The organism is Streptomyces sp. CBMA291, assembly GCF_014596525.1.
Lineage (GTDB): Bacteria > Actinomycetota > Actinomycetes > Streptomycetales > Streptomycetaceae > Streptomyces.
On the sequence record NZ_MSJP01000014.1, the window covers coordinates 98734 to 116861 of the forward strand.

At 71.2% G+C, this 18128-nt stretch carries 12 protein-coding genes, 1 tRNA gene and 1 pseudogene; 3 read left to right on the plus strand and 11 right to left on the minus strand.

Translation table 11 applies throughout. The features are described from left to right. Nucleotides 1–10: 10 nt before the first annotated feature. The 4 genes from BU197_RS04270 to BU197_RS04285 form a co-directional block, all read right to left on the minus strand. Nucleotides 11–2347 (minus strand): ATP-binding protein, encoded by a 2337-nt coding sequence (locus tag BU197_RS04270; protein WP_188266830.1) that lies wholly within the window; start codon nt 2345–2347, stop codon nt 11–13. Nucleotides 2348–2775: 428 nt separating this feature from the next. Further along, nucleotides 2776–3543: a very short patch repair endonuclease gene (locus BU197_RS31220; RefSeq protein WP_317452068.1), complete on the minus strand. Its 768-nt coding sequence runs from the start codon at nt 3541–3543 to the stop codon at nt 2776–2778. Between the two features lie 5 nt (nt 3544–3548). After that, nucleotides 3549–4874 carry a DNA cytosine methyltransferase gene (locus BU197_RS04280; protein WP_188266831.1) on the minus strand — a complete coding sequence of 442 codons (1326 nt, stop codon included), beginning with the start codon at nt 4872–4874 and terminating at the stop codon, nt 3549–3551. A 200-nt stretch (nt 4875–5074) separates the two neighbouring features. Then, nucleotides 5075–5308 carry a hypothetical protein gene (locus tag BU197_RS04285; RefSeq protein WP_188266832.1) on the minus strand — a complete coding sequence of 78 codons (234 nt, stop codon included), beginning with the start codon at nt 5306–5308 and terminating at the stop codon, nt 5075–5077. A 401-nt stretch (nt 5309–5709) separates the two neighbouring features. Between BU197_RS04285 and BU197_RS04290 the strand changes: the two genes are divergently transcribed. Further along, nucleotides 5710–7962: a WD40 repeat domain-containing protein gene (locus BU197_RS04290; RefSeq protein WP_223182713.1), complete on the plus strand. Its 2253-nt coding sequence runs from the start codon at nt 5710–5712 to the stop codon at nt 7960–7962. Between the two features lie 123 nt (nt 7963–8085). Here the strand turns inward: BU197_RS04290 and BU197_RS04295 are convergent. The 4 genes from BU197_RS04295 to BU197_RS04310 all read right to left on the minus strand — a co-directional run bounded on the left by BU197_RS04295 (nt 8086) and on the right by BU197_RS04310 (nt 11405). Continuing rightward, nucleotides 8086–8159, minus strand: a tRNA-Thr gene (locus BU197_RS04295). Nucleotides 8160–8243: 84 nt separating this feature from the next. Continuing rightward, nucleotides 8244–9791, minus strand: a complete 1548-nt coding sequence (locus BU197_RS04300) for an alpha/beta hydrolase (RefSeq protein WP_188266834.1) — start codon at nt 9789–9791, stop codon at nt 8244–8246. Nucleotides 9792–9917: 126 nt separating this feature from the next. Then, complete coding sequence (locus tag BU197_RS04305; protein ID WP_188266835.1) at nt 9918–11120, minus strand: DNA polymerase III subunit delta'; 1203 nt, start codon at nt 11118–11120, stop codon at nt 9918–9920. A gap of 111 nt (nt 11121–11231) precedes the next feature. Beyond that, entirely contained in the window at nt 11232–11405 is a 174-nt protein-coding gene (locus BU197_RS04310; protein WP_188266836.1) for a hypothetical protein, read from the minus strand. A gap of 209 nt (nt 11406–11614) precedes the next feature. Here BU197_RS04310 and BU197_RS04315 point away from each other — a divergent pair, with 209 nt between their 5' ends. Together BU197_RS04315 and BU197_RS04320 are read left to right on the plus strand one after the other, a co-directional pair. Continuing rightward, nucleotides 11615–12961 (plus strand): sensor histidine kinase, encoded by a 1347-nt coding sequence (locus BU197_RS04315; protein ID WP_188266837.1) that lies wholly within the window; start codon nt 11615–11617, stop codon nt 12959–12961. Further along, nucleotides 12949–13593: a response regulator gene (locus BU197_RS04320; RefSeq protein ID WP_188266838.1), complete on the plus strand. Its 645-nt coding sequence runs from the start codon at nt 12949–12951 to the stop codon at nt 13591–13593. Before BU197_RS04315 ends, BU197_RS04320 begins: the two co-directional genes overlap by 13 nt. Before the next feature lie 92 nt (nt 13594–13685). Here the strand turns inward: BU197_RS04320 and BU197_RS04325 are convergent, their stop codons facing one another. The 3 genes and pseudogenes from BU197_RS04325 to BU197_RS04335 all read right to left on the minus strand — a co-directional run. Then, nucleotides 13686–16259, minus strand: coding sequence for an ABC transporter permease (locus BU197_RS04325; RefSeq protein WP_188266839.1), 2574 nt, complete (start codon nt 16257–16259; stop codon nt 13686–13688). Then, nucleotides 16256–17044, minus strand: coding sequence for an ABC transporter ATP-binding protein (locus BU197_RS04330; protein ID WP_188266840.1), 789 nt, complete (start codon nt 17042–17044; stop codon nt 16256–16258). The genes BU197_RS04325 and BU197_RS04330 overlap by 4 nt, the downstream gene beginning before the upstream one ends. 378 nt (nt 17045–17422) lie before the next feature. Continuing rightward, nucleotides 17423–18128, minus strand: a pseudogene (locus BU197_RS04335) (dTMP kinase); the annotation flags it as partial.

Below are 18128 nucleotides of genomic sequence, written 5' to 3' on the forward strand. Positions count from 1 at the left end.
TCCACCCTCCCTACGTGTTGTCGGCGAGATCACGCGCGATGAGTCTGCAGCTGATCCTGATTCGTGCCAGCTCCTCCACATCGAGGCGTGGGCGGTGCTGTTCCAGAAGCGCGAGGTCCCCCAGGGGGTTGATCAGACGCTCCACGACGAGCGCCCGGGCGCCGGGATCGCTCAGAGCGATGTACCCACGCTTGAAAACGCACCCATCGAGGAAGGTCCCCGGGGAGCCCTGGATGATGCGGATGACTGCACTGGCCGGTACATAGCGGATAAACGCACCGCTGGAGATCGCGTCGTTCCAGGGAGTCACTCCGCCGGCCTCGACCGCGAACCGGCGCTCGGAGTCAGCTCGCTCATCCTTCGTAAGCAGCAGCCAGTGCACCGCCGGGTCCGCCGAGATAGGCGCCACCATCGCCTTGCGCACCAGTTCCAGAAGCCTCTCGGATTCCTCCGCCGTCGCCGCCGACGTCAGCCGAGGGCTGGAGGTGTGGCTCTTGAGCTGCGCCACGATCTCGCTCAAGGGCATCGATACGTTGTTCGCCCTGACCCGCATGAACTCCGCGACCTCGACGAGCGCGAGGTCACGAATGTCCGCCCCATGCTCGCGAAAGAGCGAGTGGCCCGCGTCGACGAACACATCCAGGCGTGGGGCTCGAACCATCGAGACGATCACAGGTGCGGGCCGCTCGTCCTTGGTGGCGAGGCTCTGCCCTCGGACCGCCCAGGCCGTCAGGTCCACGCGGCCCAATTCCTCAAGGTAGTACGAGCCTGTCAGATCCACGATGGGGTCGGCGCTGTCCCGGTATCGCTGGAGCCGCTGATCCAACGTCTCCACCGTTGCGACCTCGGCCTCGGCGAGCGTTTCGCCAGCCGAGGTCGTGCCCGGCGCCGTACCGCCTTCCGGCTCGACATCCGGTTCAAGGAGTCCCGCCCCGAATCCGGGGAGGATCTCGTCGTTCTCCGGTTGAGGATCCACCACTATCGGGTTGTCGTGATGGTAGGCGGCGCGGTACCACAACTCGTCACTCTGATAGTCGTAGCCACCCAGCCGCATCAGCCCGGCCCACTTCACCGCCGTCTCGTGCAGAGCGTTACGTCCATCGCCAGGGATCAGGTAGTTGAGCCCTGGGTCCTGTCGGCGGAATCCCGCGAAAAGCAGGGCGAGAGGACTGCGATTCTCCGCCCGTCCGAGAGACTTGGCGATCTTGGGACGCAGGGGACTTGTCCCGCGGACCTCGCGCAGGACTTGACGCCACTCGGCTGTCTCGAACTCGAAGGCGGTTTTCTGATAGTTCGGCGTAACATGATCGCAATGGATCTCACCGACGATCCGGCCCATCTGCACAGCGCCCGAGTCGATGGGGTACTCCAGCTCCGCCTCGTCGATGTCGTCCTCGTCCTGCCACAAGAAGACACGCTTGTCCTTGAGCATGATCTTGCGCCCGTTACGGAGGAAGTCCAGCCCGTAGTCGGTGCGATGAAGGTAGCGCTGGATCCCGATCCAGCCCCAGATCTTGCGCTCGCGCAGCTCCAGGCGGTCCTGACCGCATTCCTCACAGTGCTCCGCATCGGCGGTGCTCCAGTACCCGCACGCCATGCAGGCTTTCTTGGAGCTCAGCGTACGGTCGATTCTCTGAACGGCATGGATCTCGACACCCTGGCGGGTGACGGTCCTCTTCTCGTCCCAGACACAGGGCAGACGCGGCCTGACCTTCTTGCCATTGAGCGTGAGTAGGAAGCCCTTCTCGGCCAGCAGATAGCTGTATACGTCTCCGAGCTTTTCCCGGATCACATTCTGCGTCTTAGGACGGCAGAGTGTGGCGTACTGCTCCTGCTTGAGCTCGCTGATCGTGACCGTCGTGCCATGCTCGCCGCGATTGGCCTTGGGGACCAAGCGGTACGGTGCCTGGTACTTGGAGGAGTTGGCGATCCGCGCCAAATCCAGGGTCACCTCGATCCAGTCCGAATCGCCGGCACGGCTGGTACGTACCGTGGTTCTCCGACCGAGCCGGGCCGTGCTGATGTTGAAGCCCATTCCGAACAGGCCGAGGGAACCGTGTCGACCGTTGCTCGTCCAGCCCGCGCTGATGGCGTTGGTGACGGCCTCCAGGCTCATGCCCCGGCCGTTGTCCTGCACCTTGATCTCAGCTGTCGCACGTTGTGAGTTCGCCGGGGGGAGCGAGACCGCAACCGAGGGCCGGTCCACCGTTCCGCCAGCCGCCTGGAACTCGTCGAAGGAGTTGTCGATCAGCTCGGCCAAGCACTGCCAGTGAGAGAACTCGATGTCGCCGAGCACGCCCAGGATACGTGGGTGTGGCGTGACGTTGATGTACTGGTTCTCGGTCACTGCCGACCCCCGTCTTCCTCGTAAACAGATGCGTAGCGGGCAAACGCCAAGCGCGCCCACCCGTGACTCGGTGCCCCCGCCGGCCGTGGCCTCGGCCCATCCACCAGCATGGCGTCAACCCTAATGGGCAGCTCCAGCACCTGCGGGGCATAGATCTCGAAACCCTGGCGGGAGCCGTTCCGCAGCCTGCCCAGGAGAGCGTTCCCCCGCGGATTCCCGTGGGTGGGGCTCACCTCACACACGGGAACGCGCGGGAGTCACCATCGATCCGAGCGGCGGTACGGATCCACTCGGGTCCCTCGCCCGAGGCAGGTCTCGTCGCGGGAGGCTGTCCTCGCGCAAGACGACGGCAGTGGCCGCATCGCTTCACGCGGGCTGTCCGATGTCGTCGATGCCCCACCGCATGGCGAGAAAGCCGTATTACACGACTAGTGGTTCGCGCGGCGGACCGCAGGGATGATCCGTCGTGCCACGTCCTCCGGTGCCTCGTGCTCCCAAGCCCGGATGACCGTCCAGCCCGCTTCCTCCAGGATCCGATTGGTCTCGGCGTCCCGCCGCTGGTTCTCCGCGAACTTCTCGCTCCAGAACTCCTTGTTCCTCATCGCCGGCCGATGGTGTTCCGGGCAGACATGCCAGAAGCAACCATCGACGAAGACCGCGACTCGGGCCCTCGGGAACAGCACATCCGCGCTACGCCGGAGGCCCTGGATGGGCGGTGCGTTGACCCTGTAGCGGAGCCCCTTCTTGAAGAGGAGAGACCTGAGCTCCCTTTCGGGCCTCGTGTCCCTCCCTCGGTTGCCCTTCATCGATGCGCGGACCGCAGGCGTCGAAGCCGTCGACCCCTCGGGCAAGGTCGCCTCTCTCAAGAGGCCCTTGGCCCAGGCCAGCCGCCACCCCTCAGCGAGGTTGGCCTCGCGACTAGCGTGCTCGACCTCGCCCAGATAGCGCTCCGGGGACTTCCTCCCGTCGCCCCAACGCAATGACGCGCGGATGCGCCGCGTCTTGGGCAGGACCCTCAAGGAGACCGAGGCATGAGCCACGCGGCCGTCCCCCAGGTCAACCTCACGCCGGTGGCGGCCACCGGCCGCTTTGTCCTGCTCGGTGGACAGGGTCTTCCGAGTCCTCCCCGGCCGCCCTTTCCAGGCGCGATCAGGCGGTGGCTTGTCCTTCCAACCATTCTGAGGTGGCTTCGCCACATCACTCACTGTCCTTGGCCGGGTGCCGTATCGAGGGCTTTGGCCACCGCGTCGGCGAATACCGCGCCAAGCTTCACGGGGACCGCGTTGCCCAGCTGCCGCATTTTCTCCCCCCGGGGGCCTTCCAGCTTCCAATCATCGGGAAAGGTCATGACGCGCGCGGTCTCGCGAACAGTCATGTACCTGTGCCTGTAGGCGGTGCCTCCAGGAGTCTCCAGATCATCGGTCAGCATCACGGACTCCCCACCCGGGACGCCGTGCACACCGGCCTTCACGGTCTTGGCGGGACGGTCCAATTCATTGGGCGTATGACCCTTGTAAATCCGAGCGCCGGGCCAGCCGATGTGATCGGTGAACCCGCCGGCACGATACTCATTACGGTCGAGCCTGTCCCACGGAATCTTCGGAAGAGGCTTGCCCTCGTTCTCGTCGATGCCGGTAATGGCGTCCCGGAAGGTGCGCCAGGGCCTCGATTCATCCGGGATGAGCGAATCATCCTTGCGGAGTCCGGCCCTGGCCCTGGCCTTGGCCGCATCGCGCACGCGATCGGGAGTTTCGGGATGGCGCTTCCAGTAAGAGCCGCCGAATTCGTCCAGCATGGACCGGAATAGCGCCTGATCGGAGTAGTGGGGAAGCACATCCTTGCGGAACTGTTCGATGTCGACGCAGAGGTCCTCACGGAAGGCGACAATGATAATACGGTGCCTGATCTGGGGGACTCCGTAATCGGCGGCATTGACGCGCGTCATCACCACTTTGTATCGCTCCGCGGGATCACCGGCCTTCCCACGTCCAGCATCGATGAGATTCCGGTCGTGCTCATGCCAGGGTGTATTGGGATCCCGCAGCTCGAAAGGCATCTCCATCTCGCGCAAGATGTAGTCGAGGTACGGTTTGAACGATGGCCTGAGCAGTCCCACGACATTCTCGCAGATGACAGCCTTGGGCCGGATCTGTCGCATCGCCCTGAACATCTGCGGGAACATGTTGCGCTTGTCCTCGTCCCCCTTGGCGATCCCACCCAGGCTGAACGGCTGGCATGGTGGACCGCCAGCGAGTACGTCCACACGGCCGCGCAGATACCGCATGTCCAAGTCCTGGACGTCACCCTCCACCAGCGGCCACGGCTCCCCGGGCTCGGGAACACGCTCCTCGTCCCCCCGAGGCTTCGCCCCGTTCGCCTCAAGGGTCTGACACGCCCGCGGCGCGAACTCGTTGAACAGCAATGGCCGGAAGCCCGCCCCGTGGACCGCCATGGCCAGGCCGCCCGCCCCCGCGAACAACTCGACCCCGGTGCGATCACGCTTTGGCTCTTCTTGCAGTTCAGACATTATGAAAGCATACCGCGGAAACGATGATCGCGGGAACCGCTGTCGAGAACACCTCCCGTAGGCAGCCGAGCATGGCCAGACCGGCCAACCCGCCGTCCCCCGGCGACGAAGGCCGATCACATCCCGCGCGGGAAACGGCGGCGCCCATGAGGCGAAGGGCCGCTACGACTCCCGGGCGACCGCCAGGACACCAGGGCGTCTCACTGTCGCGGCGACCTGCCATTCCAGGCCGCGAACAGCCCCAGCCCCACGCTGGTGACCGCGGTGAACGCCTCGGATCCGGCGATCATGAAGACGCCCGCCACCAAGGTGATCAAGAGCATCAGCGCGACCAGGTCGAGCACTCGCCCACGGGTCGGCGCCTCCCGCGACGACCCCGCCGCAGGGTCGATCCGAGAATCGGACGGTGTACCGGTCTCTTCGATCTCATCCATGCGCCCAGCCCATCAGCCCCGCCCGGCGCACCCAACGCGGCACGAAGGAATCCGGATAAGCTCGATCACCGCAGGCCATCGCCGGACGACATGACCAGGCGAGCGAACACGGACTAGGTACGGTGGGGTTCGGCAGAATTCGGTCCTGTTCGACGAGCGCGTCCTACGCTGAGGCCCACAGACCACCAGGGGGGACATACGTGGCGCACGGGGACGCTTCCGGAAACCCGTTTCAGGACGAACTCGCGAACTTCGCCGCCAAACTCCGGAAACTCCGGATCGGATGCGGTAGCCCCACCTTGCGTGAGATCAGCCGGGCCGCCCCCCACGGAACGTCGTTGTCCAGCTCCGCGATCAGCGAGGTCCTCAGCGGAAAGCGCCTACCCGGCGTCGACTTCGTCATGGCTCTCGTCCGGGCGCTGCACGGCCTCGCGAGCGACACCCCTTCCCCAGTGGGCCATAACGATCCAAGGGTCGAACCATGGCGTACCGAATGGACCCGACTCGCGAACCTACGTGAGGAGACCCGCTACGCGGCCACCGCACCCGCGTCGACGTCGGCCCCAGCCGCCGCCCCGCCGTCCTCAGGCCCCGCCGGGTCGGCCCTCGGAACGCCGGTTCCGGTCGTGGCCCCGCCTCCGCCGGTGGGGAGCGGCCCACACGTGGAGTACCGTCCCGCACCACCGATCCTGCCCCACCCCGGTTTCGTTTGGTCCGTGGCGTTCTCGCCCGACGGCAACCTGATGGCCACGGCCGGCGCCGCTGGAATGGTGGCCATCTGGGACCCCGTCACCCACCAAGCGGTCGGCGAGCCACTGATCGGCCACGAGCACACCGTGAGGTCCGTCGCGTTCTCCCCCGACGGGGCTCTGCTGGCCACCGCCAGTGAGATCGGATCCGTACGGCTCTGGGATCCGACGACCCGTGAACCGGCCGGAACCCTCCCAACGACAAACCAGGACGCCGTCACCGCCGTCGCCTTCTCCCCCGACAGCGCGCTGCTGGCCACCGTCGGCTTCGATCGCACGGTGCGGCTGTGGAACCGTTACACCTGCGAGGCGGTCGGCAAGCCTCTGACGGGCCACTCCGGCCCCATCACAGCGGTGGCGTTCTCCCCCGACGGAAAACTGCTCGCCACCGCCGGCTTCGACGGCATGGTGCGTCTCTGGGACCCGGCGATCTGCCAAGCGGTCGGCAAGCCCCTGCTCGGCCACACCGGACCCGTCAGATCAGCGGTCTTCTCGCCCGGTGGCGATCTGCTCGCCACGGCCAGCGACGACGGCATGGTACGGCTCTGGGATCCGGCTGCCCATCAGGCCATCGGAGCACCGCTCACCGGCCATACGGGCTCCGCCACAGCCGTGGCGTTCTCCCCGGACGGTGGCCTGCTCGCCACCGCCGATTTCGATGGTGTCGTACGGCTGTGGGACCCGGTTGTCCACCAGCCCGTCGGAGCACCCCTCACCGGCCATACCAGCAGCGCGACCGCTGTGGCGTTCTCCCCCGACGGCGGCCAGCTCGCCACCGCCGGCTTCGACCGCGCGGTGCGGCTTTGGGACGCCCATGCCCTGCCTGTGTCAGTCCCGACTCAACGGGCACGGCGCGATGGGGATCCCGGCGAGGACTCGATCGCGCAGAGCGCTCGGCTACGCGCTCGATTCGACCGCCTGACCGCCCGTGGCCTCGCCAGTAGGAGTGTCCTCACCGCGCTCCAGAACGGCGAAGCGATCTCGCTGGCACCCATGTTCGGGCACCGTGACACGGTCTGCGCGGTGGTGTTCTCTCCCGACGGGTCCCAGCTCGCCACCGCCGGCGCCGACGACACGGTGCGCTTCTGGGACCCGGCCAACCGGCAATCAGTCGGCAAACCCCTCACCAATCACCGTTACTCCGTGAGTGCGGTGACGTTCTCTCCCGACGGCGCCCTGATCGCCACCGCGGACCGCGGCGGCGCGGTGCACCTGTGGGATGCCGCGACCCGGACACCAGCGGGCAGCCTTCCGACGGACCGCCCCGGCCCCATCTCGTCGGTGGTCTTCTCGCCCAACGGAACCCTCCTCGCCGTCGCCGGTGGCGACGGCACCGTAAGGCTGTGGGTACCGACCACGCGACAAGCCGCCGGTGGGCCACTGGCCTGTCACCAGGGGCTCGTCACCGGGGTCGCGTTCTCCCCCGACGGCAGGCTGATCGCGACCGCCACCGATGCCGGGACCGTGCGGCTGTGGGACTCCACAAGCCTTGTGCCCGCGGGCGAACTCCTGGATGGCCATGGTGGCTCCGTCAGCTCGGTGGCCTTCTCTCCCGACGGCAGCCTGATCGCCACCTCCGGCGATGACCACTCGATACAGTTGTGGGACGTGGCCACACATCAGCCGATCGGAAAGCCCCTGACCGGCCATGCCGACGCTGTCACCGCTCTGACTTTCGCTCCCAGCGGCGGCCTTCTCGCCACGGCCAGCGACGATCGCACTGTCCGTCTCTGGGATCCGGCCACACATCAGCCTGTCGGCGAACCTCTTGTCGGCCACCTTGATGCCGTGACGGCGGTTGCCTTCTCCCCCGACAGCTCCGTACTCGCCACCGCGAGCGTCGACCGCACCGTTCGATTGTGGGTGCCTTCGATGGCAAGCAGCCTTGCTACACCTCATGGCTGACCCGACGGAAACCCACGCTCACGACAGGCAAGTGGTGGCTGACACTCCGGCCGCGCGAGTCACACAAGCCCCCAAGCAACACAAAACCCCAGGTCACGGCGAGTGAGTCCTGGGGTTTCGCAGAGCCGCCTTCGGGATTCGAACCCGAGACCTACGCATTACGAGTGCGTTGCTCTGGCCAACTGAGCTAAGGCGGCACGCCCTGCGTGCCCACGGAGGGTGCAGCAGCGTCGCCAAGTCTACACAGTTTCGCGGGGTGCTCCGACCAGGCCCTCGGGGGGCTACGAGCAGCGCTTTCCCTTGGTGGGTGGGGTGCCTTCCAGGAGGTACGTGTTGATCGTCGTGTCCACGCAGTCGCTGCCCCGGCCGTAGGCCGTGTGGCCGTCGCCCTCGTAGGTGAGGAGCGTGCCCGAGGAGAGCTGGTCGGCCAGGGAGCGGGCCCAGCGGTAGGGGGTCGCCGGGTCGCGGGTGGTGCCGACGACCAGGATCGGGGCCGCGCCCTCGGCGGTGATGCGGTGGGGGCGGCCGGTCGCGGGGGTCGGCCAGTGGGTGCAGTTGAGCGCCGCCCAGGCCAGGCCCCGGCCGAAGACCGGCGAGGCCTTCTCGAAGGACGGGACCGCCTTCTCCACGTCCGCCGGGCCCCCGTACGCCGGTGGCAGGTCGAGGCAGTTCACGGCCGAGTTCGCGAACATGAGGTTCGCGTACGTGCCGTCCGCCTCCCGCTCGTAGTAGCCGTCCGCGAGGGCCAGCAGGCCCGAGCCCTCCCCGCCCATCGCCCGGGTCAGCGCCTCCCGCAGCTGCGGCCACGCCCCCTCGTCGTACATCGCCGCGATCACCCCGGTCGTCGCCAGGGACTCGCCCAGCGTCCGGCTCTCGTCGGTCGGGACCGGCTTGGCGTCCGCGTCCCGGAAGAACTTCCGCAGCGCCTCGCCCGCCGACTCCACCGAACCCGTGCCGAGCGGGCAGTCCGCCTTCCGTACGCAGTCGGCGGCGAAGGCGCGGAACGCCGTCTCGAAGCCGGCCGTCTGCTGCCGGTTGAGGTCGAGCGCCGAGAGCGAGGGGTCCATCGCCCCGTCCAGGACGAACCTCCCCACCCTGTCGGGGAAGAGTTCCGCGTACGTCGCGCCGACGAACGTGCCGTACGACGCCCCCACGTAGGCGAGTTTCCGGTCGCCGAGCACCGCCCGCAGGATGTCCATGTCCCGGGCCGTCTCCGCCGTGGACACATGCGGCAGGATCCGTCCCGACTTCTCCTCGCAGCCCGCCGCGAACTCCCGGAACGACGCGCTCAGCGCCGCCACCTCCGCCGCGTCGTCGGGCGTCAGGTCGGCCTGGGTGTACGCATCCATGCGCGGGCCCGTCAGGCATTCGACCGGTTCGCTGCGGGCGACCCCGCGCGGGTCGACGGCCACCATGTCGTAGCGGGCGCGGACGGGAGCCGGGTAGCCGATGCCCGCGTACCCCTGGAGGTAGCCGACGGCCGAGCCCCCGGGGCCGCCCGGGTTGACCAGGAGCGAGCCGAGCCGCTTCCCGGGGCCGGTGGCCCGCACCCGCGAGACCGCGAGGTCGATGCTGCCCGCCTCCGGCTTCGCGTAGTCCAGTGGAGCCCGCAGCGTCGCGCACTGGAAGCTCTCCACACCGCAGTCACGCCACTTCAGCTTCTGCGAGTAGTACTTCTTCAGGGCCTCGGGCGTCACCGCGGCCGCCGTCGTCCTCGGCGGTGTCGTGCGGGTCGCCGACGCGTCGTGTCCGCCGGAACAGCCGGACAGGATCAGGCCGACCATCGCGAGGGCCGGAGCGGACGTACGGAGCAAACGCCTGGAGTCCATACCCGGAGCGTATCCGGACGAGTGCGGACCGTGTCCAATCGCCGACCCCACCCGTCACCGGGGACTGATCACGCCCCCTCAGCCCCTCAACTCCTCAGCCCCTCAGCCCCTCAGCCCCTCAGCCCCTCAGCCCCTCAGCGCCATCGTCATCGCCTCCACCGCGAGCAGCGGTGCCACGTTCCTGTCGAGGGCCTCCCGGCAGGACAGGATCGCCTCGATGCGGCGCAGGGTGCGCTCCGGGGGCGTGTCCCGGGCGATCCGCTCCAGCGCGTCCCGCACATCCGTGTTGGCCAGGGCCGTCCGCGTACCCAGCTGGAGCGCGAGCACATCGCGGTAGAAGCCGGTCAGGTCCGAGAGCGCCAGGTCCAGGCTGTCGCGCTGTGTACGGGTCCTGCGGCGCTTCTGCCGGTCCTCCAGCTCCTTCATCGCCCCCGCCGTGCCCCGGGGCATCCGGCCGCCCTGCGCCGCGCCGAGGGCCGTCTTCAGCTCCTCGGTCTCCTTGACGTCGATCTCCTCGGCGACCTGCTTCGCGTCCTCCGCCGCCGCGTCCACCAGCTCCTGCGCCGCCTTCAGACAGCCGCCCACGTCGGCCACCCGCAGCGGCAGCTTGAGCACCACGGCCCGGCGCGCGCGGGCCCGCTCGTCGGTCGCCAGCCTCCGCGCCCGGTCGATGTGCCCCTGTGTGGCGCGCGCGGCGGCGAGCGCCGCCTCCGGCTCCACGCCGTCCCGTCGTACGAGCACGTCGGCGACGGCCTCCACCGGCGGGGTGCGCAGCGTCAGGTGCCGGCAGCGGGAGCGGATCGTGGGCAGCACGTCTTCGAGGGAGGGCGCGCAGAGCAGCCAGACCGTGCGGGGCGCGGGCTCCTCCACGGCCTTCAGGAGCACGTTTCCCGCGCCTTCGGTGAGCCGGTCCGCGTCCTCGAGGACGATGACCTGCCAGCGTCCGCCCGCCGGGGACAGCTGGGCCCGCCGGACCAGCTCGCGGGTCTCCTTCACACCGATCGACAGCAGGTCCGTACGGACGATCTCGACGTCCGCGTGCGTGCCGACCAGGGTCGTGTGGCAGCCGTCGCAGAAGCCGCAGCCCGGGGCGCCGCCGAGGGCCCGGTCCGGGCTCACGCACTGGAGGGCGGCGGCGAACGCCCGCGCCGCCGTGGCCCGTCCGGACCCCGGCGGGCCCGTGAAGAGCCACGCGTGGGTCATCTTCGAGGCCTCGGGGGTGGGCTCTCCCGCCGCGTGGGCGGTCACGAACGCGTCGGCGTCCCGCGCGGCGGCGGCGAGCTGTTCCTCGACCTTCGCCTGTCCGACCAGGTCGTCCCATACGGCCATGTCTGCCCCTCCTCAGGTACGTCTCCATTGTGGGGCAGTCCTCTGACAACCCCCGCCGGGCACGGCTCCCCGCGCGAGGCCGGGGCCCTCAGTTCCCGGTACGGAGGGCGGTCAGTTCTCCGTACGGGGGCGGGTCAGCCAGAGGCCGACCGCCGAGCCCAGCACCACCACGCCCGTGCCGGAGCTGCCGACGACCTGCTGGGCGCCCTCCCAGCCCGAGAAGGTGTTGACGTAGACGTTGGCGACGACGGAGAGGGTGAGCATCAGCCAGAACACGGGGCGCATGGGGACTCCAGGCAGGAAAGGAAGGAACGGGGTGGGAGGTGGGAGGTGGGAGGTGGGTGACGGGCGGGGCCGGAGCCCTGTCCGTTCGGTCGCTCCGTACGATTCGAGTCTTCCAGTGCCGCCTTTCCCGCACGACGGTGCCCGCCCCCGGAGCGATGGTGGAGCAGGCTCCACCGCGACCGGTCCCGGCTCCCGCTTAGCCTGTCGTCATGCGCGACGCGATCAGGGATGCGGGCCGGGCCTCCCTCCACCTCCTGGGCGGGGCCGCGGTCGCGCTCCTGTGCTATCTGATGGCCGGTGTCGTCCTCTTCACCGCCGTCCTCACCGTCACCGTCATCGGCGCGGGTGTGCTGCCCGAGAGCGTGCTGCTGCTTCGCCGGCTCGCGAACTTGGAACGGCGCCGCACCGCCGCCCTGACCGGGGCGCCCGTACCCGAGGCGTATGTTCCGCTCGAAGGGCCGCTCCCCGCGCGCGTACGGATCGCCGTCACCGATCCGGAGACCGGCCGGGACCTGATCTGGGGCGCCGCACAGCTCTTCTACGGGCTGGCCCTCTGGTACGTCTCCCTCGTGCTGTGGGTGCCCTCGCTGCTCGTCGACGGCTTCGTGACCGGGCTCATGGGGCGACGGCCGGTGGCCCTGCCGCTCCAGGGCAGGCTCGCCGCGCTCTCCGCCGAGTGGTCACGGGCGCTGCTCACCCCCGCCCCCTCCGCCGTCCGGGACGCCCTGCTCGCCGCCCGGATCGAGCAGCTGACGGCGACCAGGGCGGGTGCGATCGCCGCGCACGGGGCCGAGCTGCGCCGGATCGAGCGCGATCTGCACGACGGCGCGCAGGCCCGTCTGGTGGCGCTCTCCATGCGGATCGGGCTGGCCAAGCGCGCGTACGACTCCGATCCCGCGACCGCGCGCAAGCTTCTCGACGACGCCCAGACACAGGCCGAGGAGGCGCTGGCCGAGCTGCGGCACGTGGTGCGCGGGATCCATCCGCCGATCCTCACCGACCGAGGTCTGACCGGTGCGGTACGGGCTCTCGCCGCGAGCAGCGGGCTTGAGGTACGTGTACGGGTGACGGGGCTCGGAGACCCCTCCGGCAACGACGGGGGCGGCCTGACAAGGAGCGCTCGGAGCGGCCCTCCCGAAGCCTCCGGAAGCGGCGCTCAGGAACCCCCCGCGCGCCCCCTCAAAACCCCCGAAACCCCCGAAGCCCCTGCGGCTCACGAAGCCCTCGAAGTTCTCGAAGGGCCTCCGGCTCACGAAGGGCCCCGGGCCCCCGCCGCCGTCGAGGCCGCCGCGTACTTCGTCGTCGCCGAGGCCCTCACCAACGCCGCCAAGCACAGTGGTGCCGACCGTGCCTCCGTCGTCCTCTCCCGCGAGCCCGCCGCCCTGCGCGTGCGGGTGGCGGACGAGGGGCGGGGCGGGGCGGAGGCGGGTGAGCGCGGCGGTTCCGGGCTCACCGGCATGCGCCGCCGGGTCGCCGCGCTCGACGGCACCGTCCGACTGACCAGCCCCGTGGGGGGCCCGACTGTGATCGAAGTGGAGCTTCCGTGCGTGTGGTGATCGCCGAGGACAACGCCCTGTTGAGGGAGGGTCTGGTGCTGCTCCTGACCTCCTCGGGCCATGAGGTCGCGGGGGTCGCGGCCACCGGGCCCGAGGTCCTGCCGCTGCTCCTCGAACACCGTCCTGACGTGGCCGTCCTCGACGTACGGATGCCGCCCGGCTTCCGTGACGAGGGGCTGCGGGCGGCGCTCGCCGCCCGGGAGGCGATGCCCGACCTGCCGGTGCTCGTGCTCTCCCAATACGTGGAGGAGACGTACGCCGCCGAGCTTCTGGGCGGCGGCGCGCGGGGCGTCGGCTATCTCCTGAAGGACCGGGTGGGCCGGGTCGACGAGTTCCTCGACGCCCTGGAACGGGTCGCCGCGGGCGGTACGGCCCTGGACCCGGAGGTCGTCACCGAGCTGCTCGCCCGGCGCCGCGACGATCCACTGGACTCCCTCACGCCCCGCGAGCGCGAGGTCCTGGAGCTGATGGCGCAGGGCCACGACAACGCGACGATCGCCCGCTCGATGGTGGTCACCGAGCGGGCCGTGCACAAGCACATCGGGAACGTCTTCCTGAAGCTCGGTCTCCCGCCGACCGACAGCGGCGGCCACCGCCGGGTCCTCGCGGTCCTCGCCTATCTGAACGCCTGAGACGACCCGGGGGCGGGACGGCGAGGGGGAGGCGACCGGGGCGGCCCGGGGCGGCCCGCTCCCGGGCCTCGCCCCGGGTCGCCCCCACCTCCTCAGCCCCGTACCCCCCGACCCGTCCCCGGCAGCAGCACTCCCGCCGTCACCGTGAGCAGCACCGCGCCCGCGATCAGCCCCGCGTGGACCGGGTCCACGTGCGGAAGGCCACCGGTGAGGGCCCAGGCGAAGGAGAACAGCGGCAGGGCCGCCACCGCGGCGCCGAGGATCAGTCCCGTCGCGACGAGGAACCCCGCCTCCAGACCCAGCATCCGGCGCAGCTGGCCGGTCGTGGCGCCCACCTGGCCGAGCAGCCGGAGTTCACCGCGCCGGCCCGCGCCGATCAGGGTGAGGGTGCTGAGGACGGCGAGGAGGGTGAGCCCGCCGATCGCGGAGACGATGGCGGCCGAGACGATCCCGTTCAACTCGGCTCCCGGCATGACGACTTGCTCGGGATCGACGGCACCCGCGCCGGGTACGGACTTTCCGCCCGCAGCCGGTCCGCCCGCCGCCAGGACGCCCCTCGTCGGGTCGCCCGCAGCCAGTACGCCCCCCGTCGGGCCGCCCGCCGCCAGGACGCGCTCCCCCGAGTCGCTCGCCGCCAGGACGCGCGCCGGGTACGGATCGCTCATGTGCGGGGCCAGTTCGGCCTTCGGCAGCAGGAACTCGCCGAGCGCGAGGGAGCGTTCGTAGACCGCGACCACCCGCAGTCGCCTCGGCGTCCCGTCGCCGAGCCTCAGCTCGACCGTCGAACCGGGGCGTACGTCCAGCGAGTCGGCCATGGTGACGCCGACCGCGACCGTGCCCGTGCGGGCGAGTCCGGCCAGGTCGCCCGCGACGACTCCCGGGTCGAGCGTGCCCCGCAGGCCGTTCGCGTCGACGCCGAGCACCGGAAGCCGTTCGAGGCGCGGGGTACCGGCCTCGGTGCGGGCCAGGACCACCGTCGAGCGCAGGACGTCCGTCGCGGCGGCGACCCCCGGCAGTCGGCGTACCCGCTCCGCCGTCGTCCCCGTGAACGCGAGGTCCGCCGTGGTCGCGGTCCGCGCCTGCGCCTCGGCGGCGCGTTCCATCGTGGTGCCCGCCGAGAGCTGCACGAGGGCGAAGGCGGTGACGAGGACGACCGGGACGAGCGCGGCCCCGAGGCGGCGCGAGTGGGCATCCGCCCCGGCGGCGGCGAGCCGCCCGGGGGCGCCGCCGAGCCGCCGGAACGGACGGTCGAGGACCCTCATCGCGGCCCGCGCGATCCAGGGCCCGAGCAGGGCGCACCCGGCGACCAGCGTCACCGTGGCCGCACCCGCGGCGGCAGCGGCGGCCGCCCCGCCCATCGCGGTGGCGGTTCCGGCGGAGGCCACGCCCGCGAAGAGCAGCACGAGCCCGCCGACCCGCCGGGCGGTGCCCTTCCCCGGGGTGCCGGCTCCGCGTGCCGTGAAGAGGACGACGAGCCGGACGAGACCGGTGACGAGGGCCGCGACGACGAGGGCGGTGGCGAACAGCCAGGGCGGGGCCGGGAGTTCGAGGCCCTCGGGGACGACTCCTGGACGGTCGCGCAGCACCTGCCACAGCGCCGGGAACAGGGGTACGCCCGCGAGCGCGCCGAGCAGCGCGGCCGGGCCCGCCACCCGGGTCGCCTCGCGGCCCGCCGCCGCCCGTATCTGCCGGGGCGTCGCGCCGACCGAGAGCAGCAGGTCCCGCTCGGCGGCGCGCTGCCCGAGGGCCTGGGCGACGAGCGAGGCGAGGACGAGGACGGCGACGAGGAGGACGGTGCCGGAGACGGCGGCGAAGAGCTGGAGCAGCTCGGTGCGGGCGGGCGGGGCGGCGAGGTGTTCGGCGACGCCCCGCCCGTCCCCGGTGAGGGCCCTGAGCGGCTGCCCGGAGGCCGTGTCGGTGAGCCCGGCCCGGTCCAGGGCAGCCCGTACGCGCGCGTGGAGGGTGTCCACGGGGACGCCGGGCTCGGCGAGGATCCCGACGGCGTCGACGGCATCGGCGGCTCCGCCGGGGCCGGGGTGCCCGGCCTGCTTCCGTGCCTCGGCCGCCGTGACGTACAGCGTCGCGGGCCCGTCGGCGATCCCGACGACCGTGCGCCCGGCGACGGTCTCCCCGACCCGGACCCCCGCCTCCCGTCCGGCCACCGTCTCGGAGCCGTCGCGGGGCGCCCGGCCCTCGACCAGCCGGCGGGGCGCGAGCCGTGCGGCGTCCCAGGAACGGACCTCGTGGACCCGGGGCGCCGGGGAGCCGCCGGGCGCGGGCGGGGCGGGGTCCGCGACCGGGTCCCGTACGACGGACACGTGGTCCGGTATCGCCTCCCGTACGCCCGGGACCGCGCGCAGGACGGCGACGGTCTCCTCGGGGACGCGGACCCGCTCCGTCAGACCCGCCCGTTCGGTGACCGGTTCGCTTCCCCAGGGCTTCGCCGTCCAGCGGATCTCCTGGTCGCCCGCGACCACGACGGCGGCGGCCGCGTACCGCTCCACGCGCGCGTGGCCGAGGGCCGTCGAGCCGAGGGCGAGCGCCAGGGCGCCGACCAGTGCGGAGGTGACGGCGACGGCCGCGAAGACCGCCGTCCAGGCCTTCCGGTGCGTCCGCAGGGACTTGGCCGCGAGCAGCCGGACGGCGGAGTCGGCGCGCGGGCTCATCGGGCCACCGCCGTACGGCCGTGTCCGGCACCCAGGATCTCCCGTACCCGGCGCTCGTCCGGCCGGTCGAGACGGTCGACCAGCCTGCCCCGGTCGAGGAAGACGGCCTCGTCCGTCCAGGCGGCGGCCACCGGATCGTGCGTGACGAGGACGACGGTGGTGCCCCGCTCGTCCGCCGCGCGCCGCAGCAGCGCGAGGACCTCGGCGGCGGTGACCGGGTCGAGCGCGGCGGTCGGCTCGTCGGCGAAGACCACCTCCGGCTCGTTGACCAGGGCGCGGGCGATCGCCACCCGCTGCCGCTGGCCGCCGGAGAGGCGCTCGGGGCTGTCCTCCGCCCGGTCGGCGAGGCCGACGGCGGCGAGCCCGGCGAGGGCGCGGGCGTCGAGGTCCCGGCCCTCGCGGGCTCCGGCGAGGAGCAGCGGCAGGAGGACGTTCTCCCGCACGTTCAGGGCGGAGACGAGGTTCAGCGACTGGAAGACGAAACCGACCCGGTCCCTGCGGAGCCGGGTGAGCCCGGCCGTCTTCAGACGGGCGAGGTCGACGCCCCCGATCCGTACCGTCCCGGCCGTCGGCCGTTCGAGCCCGGCGGCGCACCGCAGCAGGGTGGACTTGCCGGAGCCCGACCGGCCCATCACGGCCGTGAACCGGCCGCGCGGCACGACGAGGTGGATCCCGTCGAGCACGGGGGCCCCGCCGCCGTAGCTCCGGCTCACGCCGTCGAGGGTGAGGGCGGCGGTGTCGGGGGCGAGGGTGGGGCCGCCCGGTGTCAGTGCGGTCGTCGTCATACCGACCACGCTAGGAAATCGCAGGTCACGGGGGTATGGGGCGGACTGCCGGAGGGAGGGTGGAGCTGGCTCCACCCTCCCTCCGGGTTGGCCCTTACGGGGTGACCCCTGGGGGTGGCTCTTACGGGGCGGTTCTTAGGGAGCGGTTCTTAGGGGGTGATCCCTACGGGCTGGTCCCTGGGGCCGCACACGGCTTGGTCCGGGGCTCCCGGCTGGGCCTCGGACCGGCTTCCCGGCCCGGGAGGGCGCTTCCCGTACCTCGGAGAGGGCAGGTTCCCGCACCCCCGGGAGGGCCGCCTCCCGTACCCGTTCCCGGCCCGCCGTACCCCGGGCCGAGGACGGGAAACACCTGCGCAGTGGCGGATCAACGCCAACCCGTCAACGGCGCCGACGCCTGTTCCCCCGCCGATTCTCGTCGTCAGTGGGCTCGTCCCCGGACCCGAACCCAGAGCCGGACCCAGAGCCGGGTCCGGCCTCGCCGTCGTCCTCCCCGTACCCGCCGAACAGCTCGTCCGCGAGGGTCGGCAGGTCGTCGAGAGGGGTTTCCTCGGCCCAGTCGGAGCGGCGGCGCGGCCGGCCGTTCTCGTCGAGCTGGGGCAGCTCCCGGGTGCGCTCGTTCGCCCCGTGGGGGTCCGTCCGCTCGTCGCGGAAGATGCCCGGCGGCACCCGGTCGGCCGGGTCGGACGGCCGGTCGTCCCGTACGCGGGGCAGCGCGGCGGTCGTCTCCGTGTCCCGTACGACGGGCAGGACGGCGGTCTCGTCGGCGGCGCGGGCGTCGCGGTCCTTGATCCTGGGCAGGACCGCGGTCTCGTCGTCCTGGGCCCCGAGGCGGACGATCGGGGTGGGGACGGTGATCTCGTTCGCCGACTCCTCGACCGGGCGGTCCGGCTTCACGACCGGGGTCGGAACCGTGATCTCGTTGGCCGACTCCTCGGCGGAACGCGCGGTACCGGCGCCCGTGCCCCGCGCGGCCCTCGCCTCGCGCTCCTGAGCCGCCTGCCGCGCGACGGCCGTACGCTCCGCCGCCTTCCGCTCGGCGGCCCTCTTCTCGGCCTCGGCGCGTCGGCGGGCGGCCTTCGCGTCC